17 protein-coding genes are annotated in these 19,297 nt (G+C 69.7%); 9 read left to right on the top strand and 8 right to left on the bottom strand.

Going from position 1 to position 19,297, the window contains the following annotated elements; genetic code table 11:
- Positions 1-24: 24 nt before the first annotated feature.
- A complete protein-coding gene (locus MOV08_RS01375; RefSeq protein ID WP_039628827.1) occupies positions 25-519 on the bottom strand; it encodes a VanZ family protein in 495 nt (164 codons plus the stop codon).
- 318 nt (positions 520-837) lie between these two features.
- On the opposite strand from MOV08_RS01375, the gene MOV08_RS01380 reads away from it, so the two are divergent.
- Positions 838-1,974 carry an MFS transporter gene (locus MOV08_RS01380; protein WP_275311675.1) on the top strand — a complete coding sequence of 379 codons (1,137 nt, stop codon included), beginning with the start codon at positions 838-840 and terminating at the stop codon, positions 1,972-1,974.
- 92 nt (positions 1,975-2,066) lie between these two features.
- Here the strand turns inward: MOV08_RS01380 and MOV08_RS01385 are convergent, their stop codons facing one another.
- Complete coding sequence (locus MOV08_RS01385) at positions 2,067-2,708, bottom strand: PepSY domain-containing protein (protein WP_275305826.1); 642 nt, start codon at positions 2,706-2,708, stop codon at positions 2,067-2,069.
- 360 nt (positions 2,709-3,068) lie between these two features.
- On the opposite strand from MOV08_RS01385, the gene MOV08_RS01390 reads away from it, so the two are divergent.
- The 4 genes from MOV08_RS01390 to MOV08_RS01405 all read left to right on the top strand — a co-directional run bounded on the left by MOV08_RS01390 (position 3,069) and on the right by MOV08_RS01405 (position 9,712).
- A complete protein-coding gene (locus MOV08_RS01390; RefSeq protein WP_275305827.1) occupies positions 3,069-5,918 on the top strand; it encodes a M48 family metalloprotease in 2,850 nt (949 codons plus the stop codon).
- A gap of 363 nt (positions 5,919-6,281) precedes the next feature.
- On the top strand, positions 6,282-7,724 hold the full coding sequence (locus MOV08_RS01395; protein ID WP_275305828.1) for a family 2B encapsulin nanocompartment shell protein: 1,443 nt from the start codon (positions 6,282-6,284) through the stop codon (positions 7,722-7,724).
- An 18-nt stretch (positions 7,725-7,742) separates the two neighbouring features.
- Complete coding sequence (locus tag MOV08_RS01400; RefSeq protein ID WP_275305829.1) at positions 7,743-8,801, top strand: family 2 encapsulin nanocompartment cargo protein terpene cyclase; 1,059 nt, start codon at positions 7,743-7,745, stop codon at positions 8,799-8,801.
- 32 nt (positions 8,802-8,833) lie between these two features.
- Entirely contained in the window at positions 8,834-9,712 is an 879-nt protein-coding gene (locus MOV08_RS01405; RefSeq protein WP_039628840.1) for a geranyl diphosphate 2-C-methyltransferase, read from the top strand.
- A 133-nt stretch (positions 9,713-9,845) separates the two neighbouring features.
- On the opposite strand, the gene MOV08_RS01410 is transcribed toward MOV08_RS01405, so the two are convergent.
- Positions 9,846-11,351, bottom strand: a complete 1,506-nt coding sequence (locus MOV08_RS01410) for an MFS transporter (protein ID WP_275305830.1) — start codon at positions 11,349-11,351, stop codon at positions 9,846-9,848.
- Positions 11,352-11,468: 117 nt separating this feature from the next.
- Between MOV08_RS01410 and MOV08_RS01415 the strand changes: the two genes are divergently transcribed.
- Both MOV08_RS01415 and MOV08_RS01420 read left to right on the top strand, forming a co-directional pair.
- Positions 11,469-12,089 (top strand): TetR/AcrR family transcriptional regulator, encoded by a 621-nt coding sequence (locus tag MOV08_RS01415; protein ID WP_275305831.1) that lies wholly within the window; start codon positions 11,469-11,471, stop codon positions 12,087-12,089.
- Between the two features lie 242 nt (positions 12,090-12,331).
- Positions 12,332-13,195 (top strand): M24 family metallopeptidase, encoded by an 864-nt coding sequence (locus MOV08_RS01420; protein WP_275305832.1) that lies wholly within the window; start codon positions 12,332-12,334, stop codon positions 13,193-13,195.
- Here MOV08_RS01420 and MOV08_RS01425 read toward each other — a convergent pair.
- Together MOV08_RS01425 and MOV08_RS01430 are read right to left on the bottom strand one after the other, a co-directional pair.
- Positions 13,143-14,072 (bottom strand): LysR substrate-binding domain-containing protein, encoded by a 930-nt coding sequence (locus MOV08_RS01425; RefSeq protein ID WP_275305833.1) that lies wholly within the window; start codon positions 14,070-14,072, stop codon positions 13,143-13,145. The genes MOV08_RS01420 and MOV08_RS01425 overlap by 53 nt on opposite strands.
- Before the next feature lie 84 nt (positions 14,073-14,156).
- Positions 14,157-14,894 (bottom strand): MFS transporter, encoded by a 738-nt coding sequence (locus tag MOV08_RS01430; RefSeq protein WP_275305834.1) that lies wholly within the window; start codon positions 14,892-14,894, stop codon positions 14,157-14,159.
- A gap of 114 nt (positions 14,895-15,008) precedes the next feature.
- On the opposite strand from MOV08_RS01430, the gene MOV08_RS01435 reads away from it, so the two are divergent.
- Positions 15,009-15,542: an MmyB family transcriptional regulator gene (locus MOV08_RS01435; RefSeq protein WP_338057123.1), complete on the top strand. Its 534-nt coding sequence runs from the start codon at positions 15,009-15,011 to the stop codon at positions 15,540-15,542.
- Here the strand turns inward: MOV08_RS01435 and MOV08_RS01440 are convergent.
- Both MOV08_RS01440 and MOV08_RS01445 read right to left on the bottom strand, forming a co-directional pair.
- Positions 15,520-16,014 carry a hemerythrin domain-containing protein gene (locus MOV08_RS01440; RefSeq protein WP_275311676.1) on the bottom strand — a complete coding sequence of 165 codons (495 nt, stop codon included), beginning with the start codon at positions 16,012-16,014 and terminating at the stop codon, positions 15,520-15,522. The two genes, MOV08_RS01435 and MOV08_RS01440, sit on opposite strands and share 23 nt — an antisense overlap.
- 276 nt (positions 16,015-16,290) lie before the next feature.
- Complete coding sequence (locus tag MOV08_RS01445) at positions 16,291-16,821, bottom strand: DUF3995 domain-containing protein (RefSeq protein ID WP_275305835.1); 531 nt, start codon at positions 16,819-16,821, stop codon at positions 16,291-16,293.
- 607 nt (positions 16,822-17,428) lie between these two features.
- On the opposite strand from MOV08_RS01445, the gene MOV08_RS01450 reads away from it, so the two are divergent.
- A complete protein-coding gene (locus MOV08_RS01450; RefSeq protein ID WP_420834114.1) occupies positions 17,429-17,584 on the top strand; it encodes a 3-hydroxyacyl-CoA dehydrogenase family protein in 156 nt (51 codons plus the stop codon).
- Between the two features lie 810 nt (positions 17,585-18,394).
- Here MOV08_RS01450 and MOV08_RS01455 read toward each other — a convergent pair.
- Complete coding sequence (locus tag MOV08_RS01455; protein WP_275305836.1) at positions 18,395-19,111, bottom strand: GntR family transcriptional regulator; 717 nt, start codon at positions 19,109-19,111, stop codon at positions 18,395-18,397.
- Positions 19,112-19,297: the final 186 nt, after the last annotated feature.

Here is a 19,297-nt window from a genome sequence, read left to right on the forward strand (position 1 = left end):
CGCGCCCGGCCGCGCGGTCCGGCGTCAGGCCCGCAGGCGCGGTCCGGCGGTCGCCGTGGTCCTGCGGAAGGCGGCCCGGACGGCTGCGGCGCAGGCGTATCCGGCGACACAGCCCAGCGTGTTGGCCAACAGGTCGTTGACGTCGGCCGTCCGCCCCGAGGCGGTGAGGTACTGCGTCGTCTCGATGGCGAGGGAACCCAGGAATCCCACGGTCGTCGCGGTCAGAAGGCTCACGCCTGCGCTCGCCAGGAGCAGCCCGCCAGGGAGGAACATGAGCACGTTGAGGAAGAAGTCCCAGGTGTCGGCGGGGTTCGAGAGGTCGAGCAGCCTGAGGTTCATCGCCTGTCCGCCTCCGGAGCGCGTGCCGAACGTCAGGCCCACGACCCCGGCCACCCACAACCATCCCAGCGCGCTGCACACGCGATGGGACGTCCGCCGGGGACGGCCGATCAGGAAGGTCACCGCGGCGATGACGCCACAGCCGAGGACGCCGATGCTCAGGGCGAGGGGAAAGGACACAGGGGCTCTCCTTCGGTTTTCTGTCCAGCGGGTTGGCCAACCGATATCGAGGGGAGAGACGACCGAGCGAAAAGTCTGGTTCTCGCGCATTTGGTGACTTACTTCACGGTCTGGTGACTGGCGACGCTTGCCGTCCGCCCCTCGGCCGAACCGGCCTCGGACGAAGAGCGAATTCGGTTGCGGCGGGGCGGGTGGGCTCGGTGAGGTACGTCCATGGACGGTGCCATGGAACAGGCGCAAGGGGTGCGGGCCGAAGGTAGTCGTAGGGGCGCCACGCGCCCGGCTCCATGGCGCGCGACGGCGGTTCTCGCGGCCCTGATGCTGGCCGCGTTCACCTTCAACACGGCGGAGAACCTGCCGATCGGCCTCCTGGAGCTCATCTCGAGAAGCCTCCGGGTCCCGGTGGCGGCGGTCGGCCTCCTGGTCACCGGTTATGGGGTGATGGTGGCCGTGGCGTCCTTGCCGCTCGCCCACGCGACGCGGACCGTGCCCAGGCGTCATGTGCTCACCGGACTGCTGGCCGCGCTCGTCGTGTCCAGTCTGGTCGCGGCGCTGGCGACGTCCTACTGGCCGCTCCTCGTGGCACGGCTGCTGACGGCTCTCGCCCAGGCGCTGTTCTGGGCCGTGATGGGGCCGGTCGCGGTGGGCCTGTTCGCGCCCGAGGTCCGCGGGCGTGTGGTCGGGGCGCTGTCCGTCGCCGGTTCACTCGCCCTCGTTCTCGGTGTTCCCCTCGGGACCTGGCTGGGCCAGCACAGTGACTGGCGGGTGCCCGTCGCGCTGCTCGCGGGACCGGGGCTCTGCTCGCTCGTCACGATCGCTGCCGGGCTGCCGACCTCACCGCCGGAGGCGGAACCCGCCGCCTACGGAACCAGTCCCGACCCCCGACGGTTCGGGACCGTACTGGCGGCCGGCGCGCTGTCCGCCACGGGGGCGTTCGCGGGATACACCTACGTCGTGACGTTCCTGGTCGACGTGAGCGGCTTCGCCCCGAACACGGTCAGCGTCTGGCTCGTGGTCTTCGGTGTGGCGTGTCTGGCCGGGGTGGGCATCACCGGGGCGCTGCTGGACCGCTTCCCTCACGCGGCGCCGGCCACGGCCATGGCCGCCCAGGCGATGGGCATGCTCGGTCTGTTCGCGGCCGGCACCCATCAGGCGGCGGCCGTGGTGTTCCTGGTCCTGATGGGCGGTGCGCTCGGGCCGGTGTTCATGACCACCCAGAACGCGATGCTGCATTGCGCGCCCGGCCGCACGGACATCGCGCTCGCGGCGAACTCCGGTTCGTACAACGCCGGCATCGCGGCGGGCGCCGCGCTCGGTGGGCTGGTCCTTCCGCTCGCCGGCGTGCGGGGCACGTTCCTCGCCGGCGGGCTGCTGACCGTGCTGGCCTGCGCGGTGCTGCTGGGCGGCCGGTGGCGTCTTCGCCGATGGGGGCCGGGGTGCGGCCGTCGGGGCTGAACTCGGCCTTCCGGACGGTGCCCTGACGGCTGTGCGGGCCGGCCACCGGCGGCAGCAGCATCGCCGTGTGGCAGCCCCGACGACCGACCGGCTCAGTCGTCGCCACCCTCGTTGTCGTCGTACGCGTCATGCGCCGGCGCGGTGCGCAGGGCGCCGGTGCGCGGGTCCACGAGGAGCTTGTGCTCCATGCCGTCCTCGGTGAGGGTCTCGACCTCCCAGACCGCCTGCGCACGGTGGTCATCGTCCAGTTCGACGGAGGTCACCGTGCCGTGTCCGGCGGCGGCCGTCCTGGCAGCGCCGGCGGCATCGGTCCGGGCGGTGCCCAGGGCGGCCCGCTCCTGACCGTGATCGTCGTCGTTCGCCCCGTCGATGCGCTGGTCCAGCACTCGGGCCGTGCGCGCGTCGAAGGTGATCTCGTGCCACCTGCCGTCCTTGCCCAACACGTCCACGTCCCAGACCAGGCCGGGGCGGTCCTGGTCCAGGTCCAGGCCGGACACCTTGCCCGGGACGGCCTTGAGGGCGGCGGCTGCCGCCTGGGGTGCGGTCACCCGGGCCGCGCGGGCCTCCCGGAGGTCCTCGGTGTCCTGTCGACCGTTCCCGGCGGCCGGCGCCGCGGTCGGTGCGCTGCCGCCGGAGCCGCTGCCACTGACCGCGACGGCGGTGACCGTACCGACGCCAGCACGGCGGCCGCGGCGGCGGCGATGACGAGGTGGCGTTTCATGTGCTCTCCTCACGTGGTTGCTCGGGCCCGGTCGTCCGGGTCCGCGCTGTCGAACGCTGTGCCACCACAGTGGTCGAACGGACCTGAAGCGGAGCTGAAGCCACCTGAAGGTCTCTTCAGGGACGCGGGGGACGGCGAGCCGGCGGGATCGGGATTTCCGCCCGTACCCGGTGTCGTTCCTCTTCTCCTCCGAAGGCGCCGAACCTACGCTCAACTCGACTGCTACGTACGGGGGTTACTGATGGCATACGTACGCGATCCGGTACACGGGGCGGCGGGGGCCGGGAACACCCGGGGCCGCCTCGCGAGGGCTTTCGCGGCGCTCAGGAATTCCAGCGGAACCGGACCCCGCTTCGCGCTCCTGATCATCCTCGTGACGGCGTCGAGCTTCGCGACGCTGACCAGCGTGCTCGACCAACTCTCGGTGCCGTCCGAGTCGGGGCGCCCCGGCGCGGGCCTGTACGGCACACCGAGCTGTCTGTACGCCGCCGGGTTCGACCCCGCCGGCAGCGATCTGGGCAATATCCGGGCGACCATGAGCCGTCCGGACGCCTTGCTGAAGTGCCTGGGCGACCGGCCGGTCGGCTACCGGGCGTTGATCGCGACCGCGGTGCTGCTCGCGGTCGCGGCACTGGTCTACTGGTGGATGCCGAAGGCACGCGACTGGCGGCGCAGGATGGTGCCGGTCGAAGCCGTTGATGCCGACGGCACACTGCGAGCCGAACTGGCCGCCCTGTGCGAGCGCACCGGCGTCCGGTCGGGCCTGCGCTTCCGCGTCGATCCGGCCCGGATGGCCTCGGGCGCCAGCGCCTACGGCCGCACCGGGAACTACACCGTGTGCCTGCATGCCGGTCTGCTCGCCCGGCGCGGCACCGACCCCGAGGGCTTCCGTGCGGTCGTGCTGCACGAGCTCGCCCACGTCCACCACCGGGATGTGGACTACGCCTACGCCAGTACCGCGCTGTGGCGGGTCTACGTGCTGCTCGCCCTCCTGCCGCACTTCGCGGGGATCGGCTGGATCTTCCTCCTCGCGTTCTCCGGCACCGACTCGCCGTGGTGGCCCGGGGCCGCGCCCGCGCTGTTGGCCGAGGTCTTCGTCGGGCTGCTGCTGACCGCGCTGCTGCACCTCGCCCGGGCCGATCTGCTGCGCCGACGTGAACTCCACGCCGACCTCCAGGCGGTGGCCTGGGGCGCGCATCCCGGCAGTTGGGACCGGTCCGACCCGGCGGGTGCCGTGGCCCCCGTGCTGCGCCGGCTCACCGCGCTGCTGCGGACCCACCCCAGTTGGGCGGAGCGTCGTGGGGTCCTTGCCGATGCCGGCCGTGGTTTCCGGGTCAGTCCGTTGGAGATGTTCCTGACCGGCGCTTCGGCGTCGCTCCTGTACTCGGCGCTGGGGTTGACGTCTTCCGCTCTGTTCCCGGAAACCGTGGGGTGGTCGTACGCGCTGGGGGCCACGGTCGCGGTGGTGACGCCGGTGCTCTGTGCCGGCTTGGGCCTGCCGCTGGTGCGTGCCTCGGACCCGGCGCGGGGTTACGTCAGGTCCACTGTGGTATCGGGCCTCTGGTTGGGCTGCGGCCTGTTGGTGGGCGAGGTGACGGCCAGTGGTCAGTACCGGCTCGACGTGCTGCTGTCGCAGCCCGAGTACCTGCTCGCGTTCCTGTTCATCGGGGCGGTGCCGACACTGTGGTGGTCCCACAGCCTGCGGCTGGCCCTCGGCCTGCCGCGGCGGGGGCAGCGGTGGGCGGCAGCGGTGGTCTGTGCGCTGGTGACCGCGGCGGTGCTGCTCACCGGACTGCTGTGGTGGCGCCTGGGAGGCGAGCGCATCGCCATGGGGTACGGCGATGCCGGCGAGGGGTTGGCCGCGATGTACGCCCGGATGGTGCCGGGCAACTGGCGGGACTACGGCCTGGATCTGTCCACCCTCACGGTCGGCATGCCGCTTCTCACGCCGCTGTCCGAGGAGCGCCTGGCCGATGCCACGGCCTTCCTGATGTGGTTCGTTCCGCTGGTTCTCCTGCTTGTGCGGGGGCCGGGACTGCGGATGCGCCGGACGCTCGGCGCGGGCGTGGCCGGCGGGCTGGTGTCGTGGGCCGGACTGGCCGCGGCGATGTACGCGATGTACCTGCAGCGGCCGGCCACGCTGAAGGAGCGCGCGGGGCCCTTCCTCGTCGTGCACACGTGGTGGATGGTCGTGACGGTGTTGGCGGCCTGCGGGCTGACCGCCGCGCTGGTGGCGGCGTACTCCCGACGCCACTGGCTGCTGCGGGCACTCATCGCCGCACAGATCACCCAACTGATGGCGTATGCCGGGGTGTTCGTGCTCTACTCCGCCGACGGCTGCCTCGGACCGCTGAACACCGTCCTGGACGCCTGTCAGTGGCGCCCGCACAACGGCCTGACCGTCGACAAGGGGGTCACCCACCTCACGCTGGCCGGCGCCGTCGTCGGCGCGGCCTGCGCGGCCCTGATGGGCGCGGGCGCGGCCTGGGCCGCCCGCCGACTGCGCGGGCGGCCGGCGGCGTCGGACCTGCCCGCGGTCCCGGCGCCCACCGCGTCCCGCCGGCAGCGCTCGGCACTCCTCACCACGGGCACGGTCCTTGCGCTCGGTGTTCCCGCCCTGTTGCTGACCGTCGTGACGATCCTGCAGACGGCCTCCTCGTCCTCGTCCGCCGTGGCCGGCTCCTCGGGGGACACGGCGGCCGCGGGAGACAAGAAGCCGGACCGGCTCTCGCCGGGTCAGGCGGCCAAGCTCCGCACATGGCAGGTCTGGTCGTGGATGTACCACGGCGGGACGCTGCACGCGCAGCAGATCGAGACCGCCTGGGCATCGCTGGCTCACCAGATCCTGCTGCTCTCGGCCCAGAGCAGGGACGAGAACGGGCAGGTCCGGGTGGACGAGAAGCGGTTCCACGGCCCTTGCGGCACGCTGGGCAAGCGGGTCGAGGAGGCCCAGGGCTACTTCCGGGTTCCCGACCCGGACCTGCAGACGTCGTGGTCCGACACGCTGAGCCAACTGCGGCTGGGGGCCCAGAAGTGCCGGCAGGCGACGGTTCCGCCCGAGGGCGAGACCCGCAAGGCCGAAGAACAACGCGGGGCACTCTTCACCACCTCCCTGAACGAGATCGCCAAGGGGATGCGCAGTCTCTCCACCACGCTTCAGGACATCACGAAGGCGGCTACGTCGACGACCACCAAGGAGGAACTCGGCGCGCCCGAAGGGTGATTGGGGTCGACGTGAACGGCACGGGGCGTCGGCACGTCCGGCCAGTGGCGTCAGGGGGCGTCAGGGGACTCCGGGCCTTTCGACCCGTCTCGCATCATTGTGCGAAGGTGATCACCAACGAGCGACACGATTGGCGCTGGTCACGACGCATGCTTCTCCGGGATACGTGGTAACCCGGGGGCGCGCGGAATCGCGATCTTGATCCGTGTGCGCCATCTTGATGTTTGCGCCCCCTGAGTGCGAAGGCGCCCTCCTTCACGCCGTACCGAGATGATCTCCAGCCTGTTTCGCTTGTCCCTGCGCACGGCCCCCTGCACATCAACGGCCGTTCCGCCCACCTCTGTTCACGTCCCGGGAGGGAATGTGTCCACACCGGACAGCGTCACCGGTTCCGTCACCGATGAGCCCGTACTCGATCCAGCCGCAGACAGCGCGCGCACCAGCCTCAGCACGCAGGCCGCACGCCAACTGGCCACCACCACCAAGACCGTGCCCCAGATGCAGGCCATCACGTCGCGGTGGCTGCTGAAGATGCTGCCGTGGGTGGACGTCAAGGGTGGTACCTACCGGGTCAACCGACGGCTGCAGCTCCGAGTCGGCCGGGGACGTGTCCAGTTCGAGCAGAACGGCGCGGACGACATCAAGGTGATCCCCCAGACCCTCACCGAACTCCCGGTCCTGCGCGGCTACGACGACATCGCGGTCCTCAAGGAGATCGCCGGCCGCTTCCGCGTCCGGGAGGTCCGGGCCGGCCAGGTCCTCTTCGAAGCGGGGCAGCCCGCCACCGAGGCGTTCCTCGTCGTCCACGGCCGGTTCTCCCGCTACAAGCCAGGCAAGTACGGCGAGGAGGAGATCATCGGTGTCGTCACGGACGGCGACCAGATGGGGGACGAGGCGATCGGCCAGCCCGAACCGCGGTGGCTGAGCTCGGTCCGGGCGGATACCGAGGGCGTGGTGATGGTGCTGCCCTGGGACGTGCTCGAGGACTTCACCGGCCGCGTGCCGAGCCTGGCCGCGCACCTGTCGGCGTACGCGGAGCAGCAGCAGCTCCCCATGAACCGCAAGGGCGAAGCGGATGTGCCGGTACAGGCGGGACATGTCGGCGAGCCGATGCTGTCCGGCGGCTTCGTCGACTACGAACTCGCCCCGCGCGAGTACGAACTCTCCCTGACCCAGACCGTGCTCCGGGTCCACAGCCGGGTCGCCGACCTCTACAACGAGCCCATGGACCAGACCCAGCAGCAACTCCGGCTCACCGTGGAGGAGATCCGCGAGCGCCAGGAGTGGGAGCTGGTCAACAACCGGGAATTCGGGCTGCTGCACAATGCCGACTACGGCCAGCGCATCAGCACCTACACCGGTCCGCCGACCCCCGACGACATGGACGAGCTGTTGTCCATGCGCCGCAAGACACGCCTGTTCCTGGCCCATCCGAAGGCGATCGCCGCCTTCTTCCGGCAGTGCAACAAACGCGGTCTGGTGCCGGGCACGGCCGACGTCGACGGGCACGAGGTCCCTGCCTGGCGCGGCGTCCCGATCTTCCCGTGCGGCAAGATCCCGATCAGCGGTACGCACACCAGCAGCATCGTCGCGCTGCGGACCGGGGAGGCGGACCAGGGCGTGGTCGGCCTGTACCAGACAGGCATCCCCGAGGAGTTCCAACCGGGTCTGAACGTCCGCTTCATGGGCATCGACCAGGCCGCCATCATCAAGTACCTCGTCACCGCCTACTACTCGCAGGCCATCCTCGTGCCCGACGCCGTCGGCATCCTGGAGAACGTCCAGCTCGGCCGGAGCGCCGACTGACCCGGTGGAGTACCAACCATGAGCACGCCCCCCAGCACCGACTCCGGGTTCACCATGCCCGGACCGCCGAACCTCGTCCGGGACCTGCGGGCGCGCAACGGCGGAGCCGTCCCCGGTCTGAAGTACCGACCGGCCGTCCCCGCCGACCCGGAGAAGGCCAAGGAGATCGACCGCAGGTTGGAGGAGTGGGCCCGCAGCCTGGACCTCTTCCCCGCGCAGTGGACCGGGGACTTCGCGGAGTTCCAGTGCGGCCGGGCCGTCGTCCTGCAGCACCCCGGCGCGGCCGATCTCGAACGCCTCACCGTCGCGGGGAAGTTCCTGCTGGCGGAGAACGTCGTCGACAGTTGCTACTGCGAGGAGGACGAGGGGCGGGGTGCGTCGCGCAGCGGCCTCGCCGGCCGGCTGATCCTGGCCCAGTCGGCCCTCGACCCCTTCCACGGCACCCCCGCGCTGGAGGAGGAGTGGCGCGAGGGCATGCAGGCCGACGGACCGCTGCGCTCGTACTACTGGGCGATGAAGGACTTCGCGGCCGTCTCGACGCCCAGTCAGGCGGACCGTTTCGTCCACGACATGGCGCGGCTGCACCTCGGCTATCTCGGCGAGGCGTCCTGGGCCGAGACGCGACACGCACCGCAGGTCTGGGAGTACCTGGTCATGCGGCAGTTCAACAACTTCCGTCCCTGTCTGTCCCTCGTGGACACCGTGGACGGCTACGAACTGCCCGAGGCGGTCTACGCCCGTCCCGAGGTCCAGCGGGTCACCACGCTGGCGTGCAACGCCACGACCATCGTCAACGACCTGTACTCCTTCACCAAGGAACTGGCCAGTGACCCGACCCACCTCAACCTGCCGCAGGTGGTGGCCGCCAACGACAAACGCGGCCTGAAGGCCGCCTACCTCAAGAGCGTCGAGATCCACAACGAGGTCTACGAGGCGTTCGAGGCCGAGTCGGCCCCGCTGGCCGCCCTCTCGCCCCTCCTCGAAAAGTACGTCCGGGGACTGACCGACTGGGTCTCCGGCAACCACGAGTGGCACGCCACCAACACCGACCGCTACCAGCTGCCCAACTACTGGTAGACCCGCGCACGCATCGTCCCAAGGAGTCACCGTTGACCATCACACACGCCGACACCGCCGCCCGCACGCCGGTGCCGAGCCAGTCCACGTACCAGTCACGGGTCGCGGACTACTGGAACGCCGAGGAGAACCCGGTCAACCTCGAACTCGGAAAGATCGACGACCTGTACCACCACCACTACGGCATCGGGGACGCCGACTGGTCGGTGCTGGACGAGCCGGATCCCGACCGTCGTCGGGAACGAGTCACCGGCGAACTGCACCGCCTGGAGCACGCCCAGGCCGAGCTCCTCGCCTCCCACCTCGGTGACCTCACCCCGTCCGACCGCGTCTTCGACGCCGGCTGCGGACGCGGCGGCGGCAGCGTGGTGGCGAACCTGCGCTACGGCTGCCACGCCGACGGGGTCACCATCTCCGCCAAGCAGGCCGAATTCGCCAACGAGCAGGCCCGCAAACGCGGTATCGACGACAAGGTCCGCTACCACCACGGCAACATGCTCGACACCGGCTTCACCTCCGGTGCGTACGCGGCGTCCTGGAACAACGAGTCGACGATGTACGTCGAACTGGACCTGCTGTTCGCGGAGCACGCGCGGCTGCTGCGGCGGGGCGGGCGCTACGTCACGATCACCGGCTGCTACAACGACGCCTACGGTCGCGCCTCCCGCGAGGTGTCCCTCATCAACGCCCACTACATCTGCGACATCCACCCCCGTTCGGCGTACTTCAACGCCATGGCCCGCAACCGACTCGTCCCCGTGCACGTCGAGGACCTGACGGAGACCGCGCTGCCGTACTGGGAGCTGCGCCGGAAGGCCGACCACCTGGTCACCGGCATCGAGGACACGTTCTTGAACGCCTACCGCAACGGGAGTTTCCAGTACCTGCTGATCGCCGCCGACCGCGTGTGAGGTGCCGGGGCCGCACCTCTGACGGATGCCGTTGGTCTGTTCGGTCCCTCGTATGACGTCGGTCCCCACGATCCGATCGTGATCGTGGGGACCGACGCTTTCGTTCCGGACGGGGTCCGCCGGCGGCGCCGGATCAGCCCGCCTTCGTGGTCAGTTGGGCGTCCTGGGGAACGGAGGGCGTCGCGGCGGCGGCTCGGCGCGGTGGGGCCAGTGCGGCGCCGATGACCACCGCGCCGATCGCGCAGACGGCGGCCGTTCCGTACAGCGCGAGGTGCAGGGCATGGGTGAACCCGTCCGCCAGCACACCGGGGTCGCTGCCGGACAGGTCGCCCGCGGCGACCCGCGCGGCCAGTTCCTGCGAGCCGACGCGGGTACCGATGAGGCTGACCAGCACCGCGCCGTACACGGCGATGACGACGGCTTCGCTGCCGATCCGCAGGGTGTTGAGGAATCCGGTGGCCATTCCGGCCTGCTCGGGCTCGACGAGGCTCATCGCCGCGCCGTCGCCCACACCGAACGACAGTCCGGCTCCCAGTCCGCTCGTCAGCAGCGGACCGGCGATCACCGCGACGGAGGAGGAAGGCCCGATCACGGTGAGCCAGGCGTTTCCGCCGGCGAACATCACCAACGAGAGCGTGATGAGCGTACGGGGCGACACACCCCGGTTGACGAGCCCCCCGGCCAGCGGTGGGGCCAGGAGTACCGGCGCGGTCATCAGCAGCAACACCGTTCCCGCACGCTGGGGCGAGAAGCCGCTCGCGCCCACCAGATAGGTCGGCAGGTACGTCAGCAGCGTCACGAAGCCGAAGGTCGACACCACCGGCACCATGCACAACGCCAGGAACCGGCGGTTCTTCACCAGCGTCAGATCCAGGACCGGCGCCGTCGAGCGCGCCTGCAGGACGACGAAGAGCCCCAGCAGCCCCACGCCGACGACGAGCAGTGCCAGCACACCAGGGCTCGCCCAACCCCGGTCCGGGCCCTGGACCGCACCCAGGACGAGCAGGCCCAGGCCGGCGACGAACACCACGGCACCGGTCACATCCAGCCGGGGTCGCTGTTCGGCGCGGGATTCGGCGACGCAACCGACACCGGCCAGTGCCACGACCACCAACACCGCGTGCAGTCCGAAGGTGGCGCGCCACCCGAGTGCGCCGACCAACCAGCCCGCCAGGGTCGGCCCGGCCGCCAGACCGAGGCCGGCGGCACTGCCGAGCGCCGCGAACGCCCGGGTGCGCGCGGCGCCGTCGAACGTCGTGGCCAGGATCGCGCCTCCGCTGGCGAACACCCCCGCCGCACCGATGCCCGACAGGGCACGGGCGACGTCCAACAGGACGATGCCGGGTGCGACTGCCGCGGCGAGCGAGCCGACGGCGAACACGGTCGCACCGGTCGCGAAGGTCCGACGACGCCCCACCAGGTCGGCCGTGGATCCGGCGACGAGCATGAACGAGGCGAAGGTGAGGTTGTAGGCGTTCATAACCCATTGCAGGGGTGCGCCTGCGGCGTGCAGGTCTTCGCCGATGTCGGGCAGGGCGACGGCTGCCCCGGAGATGGACATCGGCACGGTGACGAAGGCCAGCAGCACCACCAGCAGGGCAATCGTCGGACGGGAGCGGCCCGTAGGGACGGTAGTCACGAGTTGAGGCTCCTTCAGGGGACGTTCAACGGCCACAGTCGGCCACTCGGGGGACAGTGCCACTCAGTGGCATTAGCTGTCAAAGGGCAAAAGCTTCCTGGTGGTAATCTCCTGGGTGTGAGTGATGACCTGCGCGCCCTGCCGCTGCGCGAACGCAAGAAGCTGCGCACTCGCCGAACCCTCGCCGAGACCGCACTGCGCCTGTTCACCGAGCACGGATACGACGCCACCACGCTCGACGACCTGTGCGACGCGGTGGAGGTGTCCAAGCGCACCTTCTTCCGGAACTACCGGTCCAAGGAGGACGTCGCGCTCGCCTCCGACAGCGACCTGTGGTCGACCTATCTGGACCACGTGGCCACCCTGAAGTTGGACGGCCCGCTGCTGGCGGTTCTCCGCACGGCCCTGGACACCACCCTGGGCGCGATGGACCCGGACTGGGACCGCCGCTTCCTGGCCACCCGTGAGCTGTCGGACGGCGTTCCCGCACTGCAGGCGCACAGCCTGGGGTACTGCCACGACACCACCGGCGCCATCGTCCGGACGGTCACCGAGCGTTCCGGTGCCGACGTCGACGGGGTGCGCCTCCGCCTGACCGTGGAGATCTTCGTGGCCGCCTGGCACACGGCTTCCTTGCACTGGACGGCACAGGGCGGCCGGGGCGGCCGCGACGGCCTGACGAAACTGGTCGAGGAGACCTTCGCCAAGATCCCCGACGCACTCACCTGTTCCGCCTGAGGACTTGACGGCCCCTCCAGAGCCCGCGCTCACCCGCGGTGTCGCCATGTCCCGGACCGGGAGTTCGCACGGCGCGGGTGAGCGGGACGCGCAGTGCGCGGCGCGCCCTCTACGCCCGTTGAATTCCCCTCACCTCCCCGTCGAAATCTTCTCGTTCGCCTTCCTCCAGGGTGCCCGGAATACTCATTCACGCGAGGTCATATACCTCCCTGCAGAGCAGAATTGATGATTCTGGAGGACCCATGAGCCACCCTGTCGACTACGACTCCATTTCCCTCAAGACGCCGGCGGAGATCGCGATGTTGCGGGCCGCCGGAGGCATCGCGGCCCAGGTGTTGCAGGACCTGACGCCATACATCAAGCCGGGAACCACCTCTCGGCGCATCAATGACATCGCCCATGACCTCATCGTCGACAAGTACGGCGCGGAAATCGATCGCGAGGACCTGTCCGGCTACGACTCCAGCGCATACGCAGCCATATCCATCGCACACAATGAGGTCGCATTCAGTGGCGAGCCAAGCGGAATTCCCTTGAGGAAGGGAGATCTCTTCGGCGTCGATGTGAGCATCAAGAAGAACGGCTGGTGCGGTGACACACAGCGGATGTGGATCGTCGGTGAGGAAACCACCGCCGAGGCACGGCTGTTGGCCACCGTCGGCTATCAGGCCATGTGCCTGGGCATCAGCCTGGTCCGCCCGGGCGCCCGGCTCCAGGAGATCGCCAGGCAGGTCCAGGCGTACGTCGAGTCGTTCGGGTTCTCGATGCTGCGGGTGGACAGTGCCACGGGGCATTCGATCGGCCAGGTGCACGCCGACGGCTGGCTGATCCCGTACTACGAGGACGAGCGCAACGAGGGCCGCGTGCTGCAGAAGGGCATGGTCATCACCGTCGAGCCGTTCCTCTGCGCGGGCAGCGGCGAGGGGATGCGCCTGCCCGACGCGACGCGTTCGGCGGTCACCGCGGACTCATCCCTGGCCGTCTACTGGGAGCACGTGGTGGCCGTCACCGACTCCGGCTGCGAGGTGCTGGATCTGCGCGAGGGCGAGGACGTCACGTTCTACGACCATCGTCGCCTGTCCCGAGGGGCTCCGGTGCCGCGGTGAGCTGCTGCCGTAGCCAGTCGTGGAACGTGTGGATGGTGGATGCGCGCGGATGGCCCTCGCGCCAGCTGAGGAAGTAGTCGAGTCGGGCGCGGATCTCGACGTCCCCGATCCGCACCAGGTCCCCGCGGCCCAGGTATGCGTCGGCCATCTGCCGGCGCACCATGGCCACGCCCTGTCCGGCCAGCGCCGCCCGCAGCAGCGCCTCCGCATCGGAGTAGATCACCCCGTGCGCGGGTTCGTCCGCGTCGATCCCGGCCGCGGCGAAGAACTCCTTCCAGGAGCGCAGGGCGAAGCGGAGCAGCGGTGCCTGGGGCAGTGTCCCGAGGGTCAGCCCCGGGTGTCGGGCCGTCAGCCCGGGGCTGCATACCGCTATGACCTGGTCCTCCAACAGGCGCACGGAGCGGTGGTCGTGGGCCTCGACCGGCCGGTGCCAGATGCCCAGGTCCACCGAGCGGGGATCGGGCGGGGCCATCCCCGTGTGGAGCCGCACCGACAACTCGATCTGCGGGTGTGCCCGGGCCAGGTCCGCCAGGCGCGGGATGAGCCACACGTTGGCGAAGTCGGCCATCACGCTCAGTTCCAACGGCATGGACGACGCGCCGGCCTCGCCCGCGGCCTCGCCCAGGGCCTCCACGAGGTCCCCGAGACCGCGGCGCAGCCGGGCCGCGAGGCGTGCGCAGACCGGGGTCGGCAGCATCTGCATCCCGGAGCGGGCGAAGAGGGCCACCCCGAGCTGCGCTTCGAGCTGGCGGATCTGATGGCTGACCGCGCTGTGCGTGACGTGCAGTTCGCGGGCGGCCAGGGTGTAGCTGCGCAGCCGCGCGGCGGCTTCGAGGGATCGTAGGGAAGCGAGGTTGGGCAGCGACTGTGCGTCCACTCTCCACTCCGCTCTCGTTGCGTCAGCCGTGGTCTATTAGGGAAACCTACCTGGTCGGCGGGGGTTGCAGTCCCCCGGTCGCCCTCACCGCCGTGGCAGCAGTGCCGTTGCTCCCCACGCCGTGGCCACCAACAGCCAGGCGGCGAGCAGCAGGATTTCGCGCATACCCGTCGCGAAGTCCTGGGCGATGAGGGCACCGAAGACGGCGATGCTGAGCGCTCCGCCCGTCTGACGACTGGTGTTGAGCAGCGCTGCCGCCGTGCCGGCCCGCGCGGCGGCGACGCTGTCGAGCAGCAGGGAGGTCATCGCCGGCATGGCCAGCGCGCCGCCGAAGCCCAGCGGGGTCATCGACAACGCGGTCAGCCAGGCAGGCGTGCCGGTGTCGACGGCGAGCAACGTGCCGCGGCCCAGCACCACGGTCAGCAGCCCCACGACGATCACGGCCCGCGGGCCGTAGCGGGAAACCGCCCGCGGCGAGAGGTAGTTGAAGACCGCGGTGATCGCCGCCATCGGCACGAACATCAACCCGGCCGAGAACGCCGACTGTCCCCGCTGCTGATGGAAGAAGAGGCTCAGCACGAACACCCCTCCGTAGAAAGTCGCGTTGACGGCGAAGCCCGCGACGACCGGCACGGTGACGCCGCGCTGTCGGAACAGCTTCAGCGGCAGCATCGGCGTGCGCCGCCGCGCCTCGACGACCACGAATCCGACCCCGGACGCCATCGCGACCCCGACCGCCGTCAGCACCGTTCCCGTCACTCCGCGGTGACCGCCCTCGATCACGGCGAAGGTCAGGCCGGCCAGCGCGAGTACCGCCGTCACCTGGCCCGGGAGGTCGAACGGTGCACGGTGGCACGGTGAGGGCGCCGCCCGCAGCAGCGTCAGACACGCGGCGATCCCCGGGGGCGCGTCGAGGAAGAGCCGATCCTCGCCCTGTTGGAGTCGCTGCGGCCCTCCCCGGCATGCGTGGTCAGCCGCACCAACGACCTGCTGGCCGCCAACCGACCCGGCCTGCGCCTCTTCGCCGGCATCACGGACTGGCCACCGGAGCGCCGCAACCTCACCCCCCACATGTTCCTGCACACCATGGGACGCAGGCCCTACCGCGACTGGGAGAAGACGGCCGGCCACAGCGCGGCCCACCTGCGTGCGATGGCGGGCGCCGACCCGGACATGCCGGAACTGGCCCAGCTCGTCGGTGAACTCGCCGTCATGAGCCCGGAGTTCGCCCGTCTGTGGGAGCGGTATGAGGTGCGGGTGCGCGGCGGCGGCCAGAAGCACTTCAACCACCCGGAGGTCGGCTCGATGCGCCTCCACTACGGTGCGGACGTGCGGGCGTATGGGCGTGCAGGCCAGCCAGACAGAGCGCTCGGCCCCGCCGAGGGACGGGCAGCGCGTCCGGGGCGGATGGCGCCTCGGGACGGCAGCGGTACGGCCGCTGAACCGGTCAGTGCTCCACGTCGTCGGTGAGCAGGAAGTCCGGCATCGAACCCTCCCAGTCCGGCACGTTCAGCGCATTGAGCGCAGCGACGATCCGCTTCTCCTCATAGGCGAAGTGCGTCTCCATCAGGGCCGCGAGGCTGTCCATCTCGCGGCGGACTTCGGCCGGGTCCTTCGCCTGGTCCAGCTCGCCGACCAGCGCGTCGAGCCGTCGCAAGGAGTCCTCGACCAGTTGATGGTCGCGGCGCAACTCCTCCAAAACGGGGCGCAGTTCAGGGTACTGCTCAGCCATTTCGGGGAATGCGACGTGGTCCTCGCCGGTGTGGTGTCGGTTCAATGCCGAGCAGAAGGTGAGGCAGTGCGTCCGCAACTCGCGGAGTCGTGTGCCGCCGGCGAGATAGGAGTCGACGTCTTCACGCAGTGCGGCGAGCTCTTCGCGGAGCCAGAGATGCACTTCGACCAACTGATTGCCGAACGCCTTCAGGCGTCCGTGGGGTGTCACCAAGGTTGTCCCATTGGTTCGGCGCCTCCATGTCCTCGACGGTCTCTTTGCCGGGTACACCGCGACGCTGCCCAGATTCCTACCAAGGCAAAAATGGTCTGTCAATCAAGTGCAGGGGGCAGGCGCAGGCACGAGCGGTCGCCCTGATCGGACGCACGACTCGTGGTGGGCCGCTCTCCCTACCACGGTCGACTTTTGCCGAGTCCCGGCGCGGCTGCCGGTCGGCGGCGGCAGCCTTCGCCTCCGCCGACCGGTCTCCGGCTCGTCATCCACCGCTCACCCACCCTGCTCTCGTGCGCCGACGGGCCCGTCAGGCAGTTCCGTTGCTCGGCCCGTCACCCGTCCGCATCCCCGTGCGGCCAGGCCGAAGACAAGCCCGCCGACCAGGAACCAGGGATTCCACAACACCAGCGTCCACAGCCGCTGTTCCGGGCTGACGCCTACCGCACGGCCCGCCGTGTCGAGCAGCAGCAGTATCTCAACCCCGATGCCGCGTACCAGCAGCACGGCACAGACACCCCAGCCCAGCGCCTTGACCAGCCGTCCGACCAGGCCACCGGGCCGCGGACGGGCGAGCAGCCACCCCAGCAGACCGCCTACGAGGCACAGCACTCCCACACCCCACAAGCCCACCGCCACGAACCAGGCGGGGCGTTCCTCGGCCAAGGGTCCCGCCGAGACACTCAGTCCCCAGCTGCCGCCCAGCGCCCAGTAGAAGTGAAGCGCAGCGAAAGCGACCGCCCAGACACATGCGATCCGCCCCCACACCCCTGCCGTCGTCCTGCTGTCCTGCCGGTCCTTATGCATGGCAAGGAGCATGCCACTGCCATGGCGCGCCGTCGCCGGCACCACTGGCACTACAACTACCACCAGCACCACCCGCCACCACCGCGAAAGCAGCGGGCCCACCCGCCGGTTGAACGCCGGCTCGGACTCACAAGCTCCGGCAGGGTGGCTGTCCCGGTGGACGCGAGGTGGGGTCCGTTCGGGAGCGTCGTGCTTGATCGGTGCTGGCTTCCCGCGCCGGCACGTGGAACTGCGGACAGTCCAGGGCCGCGACACGCTCACTCTTCACTTTGCGTCATCTCAATCGCAGCGCCGACTCCCCCGCGGACACTCGTCAGGACGGGCCCAGGAAGGTCAGGCGTCGTTGTAGGGGGTCGTTTGGTGTGGCTGTGATCCGTCCATATCCTGTCGCACTCCCGACCTATGGAAGTGAACAGTGAACAGCAATGGAGCAAGCAATATGGACCGTGCCAGCCCTGGCCAACTGCCTCGGAAAGCCCGCCTCATGGGTCTACGACAGTCACGAGAAGCAGGCCATCCCTAGCTTTCGCGTGGGGCAACAACTGCGGTTCTGGCCTAGCGAAATCAGGACCTGGCTGGAAGACAGCTGCCGCGAGCAAGAGGCTGCATGAACAAGGAGTACAAAGAGCCCTCTGTACGTCGCTCCCCCCTGCTCGCACGCATCGTGGACGCGGGCCGGCTGGGCCGGAAGTCAGGGTCGGGCTGCTATTCGTACGAGCGGGTGCGGCGCCCCCGGGATCCGCTGGGAATTCCTCGGCCGTAACGACACCGCAACGCCCCAGACCCTAAGTCACCCCGCATGCCTGCAGCGAAGCACCCCACGGCCCTCCCGCCAGCACCCCATACGAGATCACCGACAGAGTCCCGGTGCTGTACTTGGTGGGACACCAGCTCGCCGATTCCCACCGAGCACATGGAACAGCGTCGACATCGTGCTGCGGGTGGTGCTCACGTCAGCGGGAGCGTTCCGCCAGGGTCAGCAGCAGATGGGCGGATTCCGGACGGAGAAAGTCGGAGTGGGCGCCCGAGGGGTGAGGCGGGTACGGCGGCTGCCGCGGTAGAGCCAGTCAGCGTCGATGTTCACCAGGCGGTGGTCCAGCTAGGACCTGCTGCGGATAGTCGGTGCCGACGGGCAGCCATCGGGTGGAGAACTGAAGCGGCGGATCCGATCTGGCGGGACGTCACCGCCGTTCTGATCCGACCGGACGCTCGGATCACCTGGGCGAGCACCGACACCGACCCGCAGCGCCGGGGCGCGGACTGCCTCACCGCCCTGCGGACCCTGTGCCGCTGAGCGCGCTCGGTGAGCCCACCCGCCGGACAGCGCCGGCCCATCAGTGCGGTGGGCGGGTTCAGAGGATACGAGATTCGAACTCGTGAGGGGTCGCCCCCAGCACGCCTCCCAGGTCTGTTGGCGGGGTGGTGGGGCGGCGTGCAGGGACGGGCCCGTTGCCGACAACGGAGACCCCGGCTGGTGCCGAGGGCGTAAGACCTCCTGGAGCGCTGGTCCAGGAGGCGGCCTGAGCCAGGAATCCCCCCTGAAGCAAGAGGATCCGCAGTCGACGGAGACGTCTCATCGGGAGATGGTGATGCTGGCCTCGGCGATCGACGGGCTGGCCGTGAGCGCGTCGATGATCTGCTGCTGAGAGGTTCGCGTGCGGTTGTCCATGGCGGCACGGGCCGCGACCGGATCGCGGTCGCGGATCGTTTCCCAGACCGCGCGTCGTTGATGCGCGGCTACTGCCGAGAACGGAAGCGAGCCCAAGGTGATCCGCAGAACTCGTTCCAGCTCGTCGAAGACCTGGATGACCGACCGGGCCAGTCTGTCGTTGCCGCAGTTGTCGGCGATGATCGCATCGAACTCCAAAGTGGCGCGGAGGAATGCCTCGATGCTCTCTGTATCGCTTGGCTCGTAGGACTGGCCCAGGAGTTCTTCCATACGGCCGAGATCATCCTGCCGGCAGCCGCGCTCTGCCGCGAGGGCGGCGGTCTCCGTCTCCAGAAGCCGGCGGAAGGCGCACAGATCGCGTGCCCCCTTCAAGGTCACAGGCAGGATCCGGTATCCCGAGCGGGGGAGCACATCGACCAACCCATCGCGCTGCAGCCGGGTCAGAGCCTCTCTCACCGGCATGGTGCCGGCGTCGGTCAGCCGCGTCAGATCCGTCTTGGTGACATGGGCGCCGGGCACCAGGTCAAGCTCGATGATCCGCCGCTTGATCGCGAGATATGCGCGCTCGGTGGCGCTCAGGCTGGGGTGGTCCGTGCTGAGGATGGCGGGCAGATACTTCACGCATCCATCCTAGGGATTTGATATCCCAGTCAGAAGGTCTTGGATCTTAGTGGTCCGTGCAGGCGTTGGATCCGGCAGGTGGTTCGTCCGGGGAGATCAGGTGCCGCAGGTGGCGGCCGACGCCGTGAAGGTGGCCTGCCAGACACCGACCGCGGTCGTCTTCGCAGCCGGCTGTCGGCTGCGCCT

The organism is Streptomyces yunnanensis (genome assembly GCF_029011865.1).
Lineage (GTDB): Bacteria > Actinomycetota > Actinomycetes > Streptomycetales > Streptomycetaceae > Streptomyces > Streptomyces yunnanensis.

Excerpts from the sequence above, each read along its gene's own strand:
- MOV08_RS01420 (WP_275305832.1), top strand. The coding sequence starts at position 12,332 with ATGAGCCACCCTGTCGACTACGACTCCATTTCCCTCAAGACGCCGGCG.
- MOV08_RS01380 (WP_275311675.1), top strand. The coding sequence starts at position 838 with ATGCTGGCCGCGTTCACCTTCAACACGGCGGAGAACCTGCCGATCGGC.
- MOV08_RS01445 (WP_275305835.1), bottom strand. The coding sequence starts at position 16,821 with ATGCATAAGGACCGGCAGGACAGCAGGACGACGGCAGGGGTGTGGGGG.
- MOV08_RS01450 (WP_420834114.1), top strand. The coding sequence starts at position 17,429 with ATGAACAAGGAGTACAAAGAGCCCTCTGTACGTCGCTCCCCCCTGCTC.
- MOV08_RS01400 (WP_275305829.1), top strand. The coding sequence starts at position 7,743 with ATGAGCACGCCCCCCAGCACCGACTCCGGGTTCACCATGCCCGGACCG.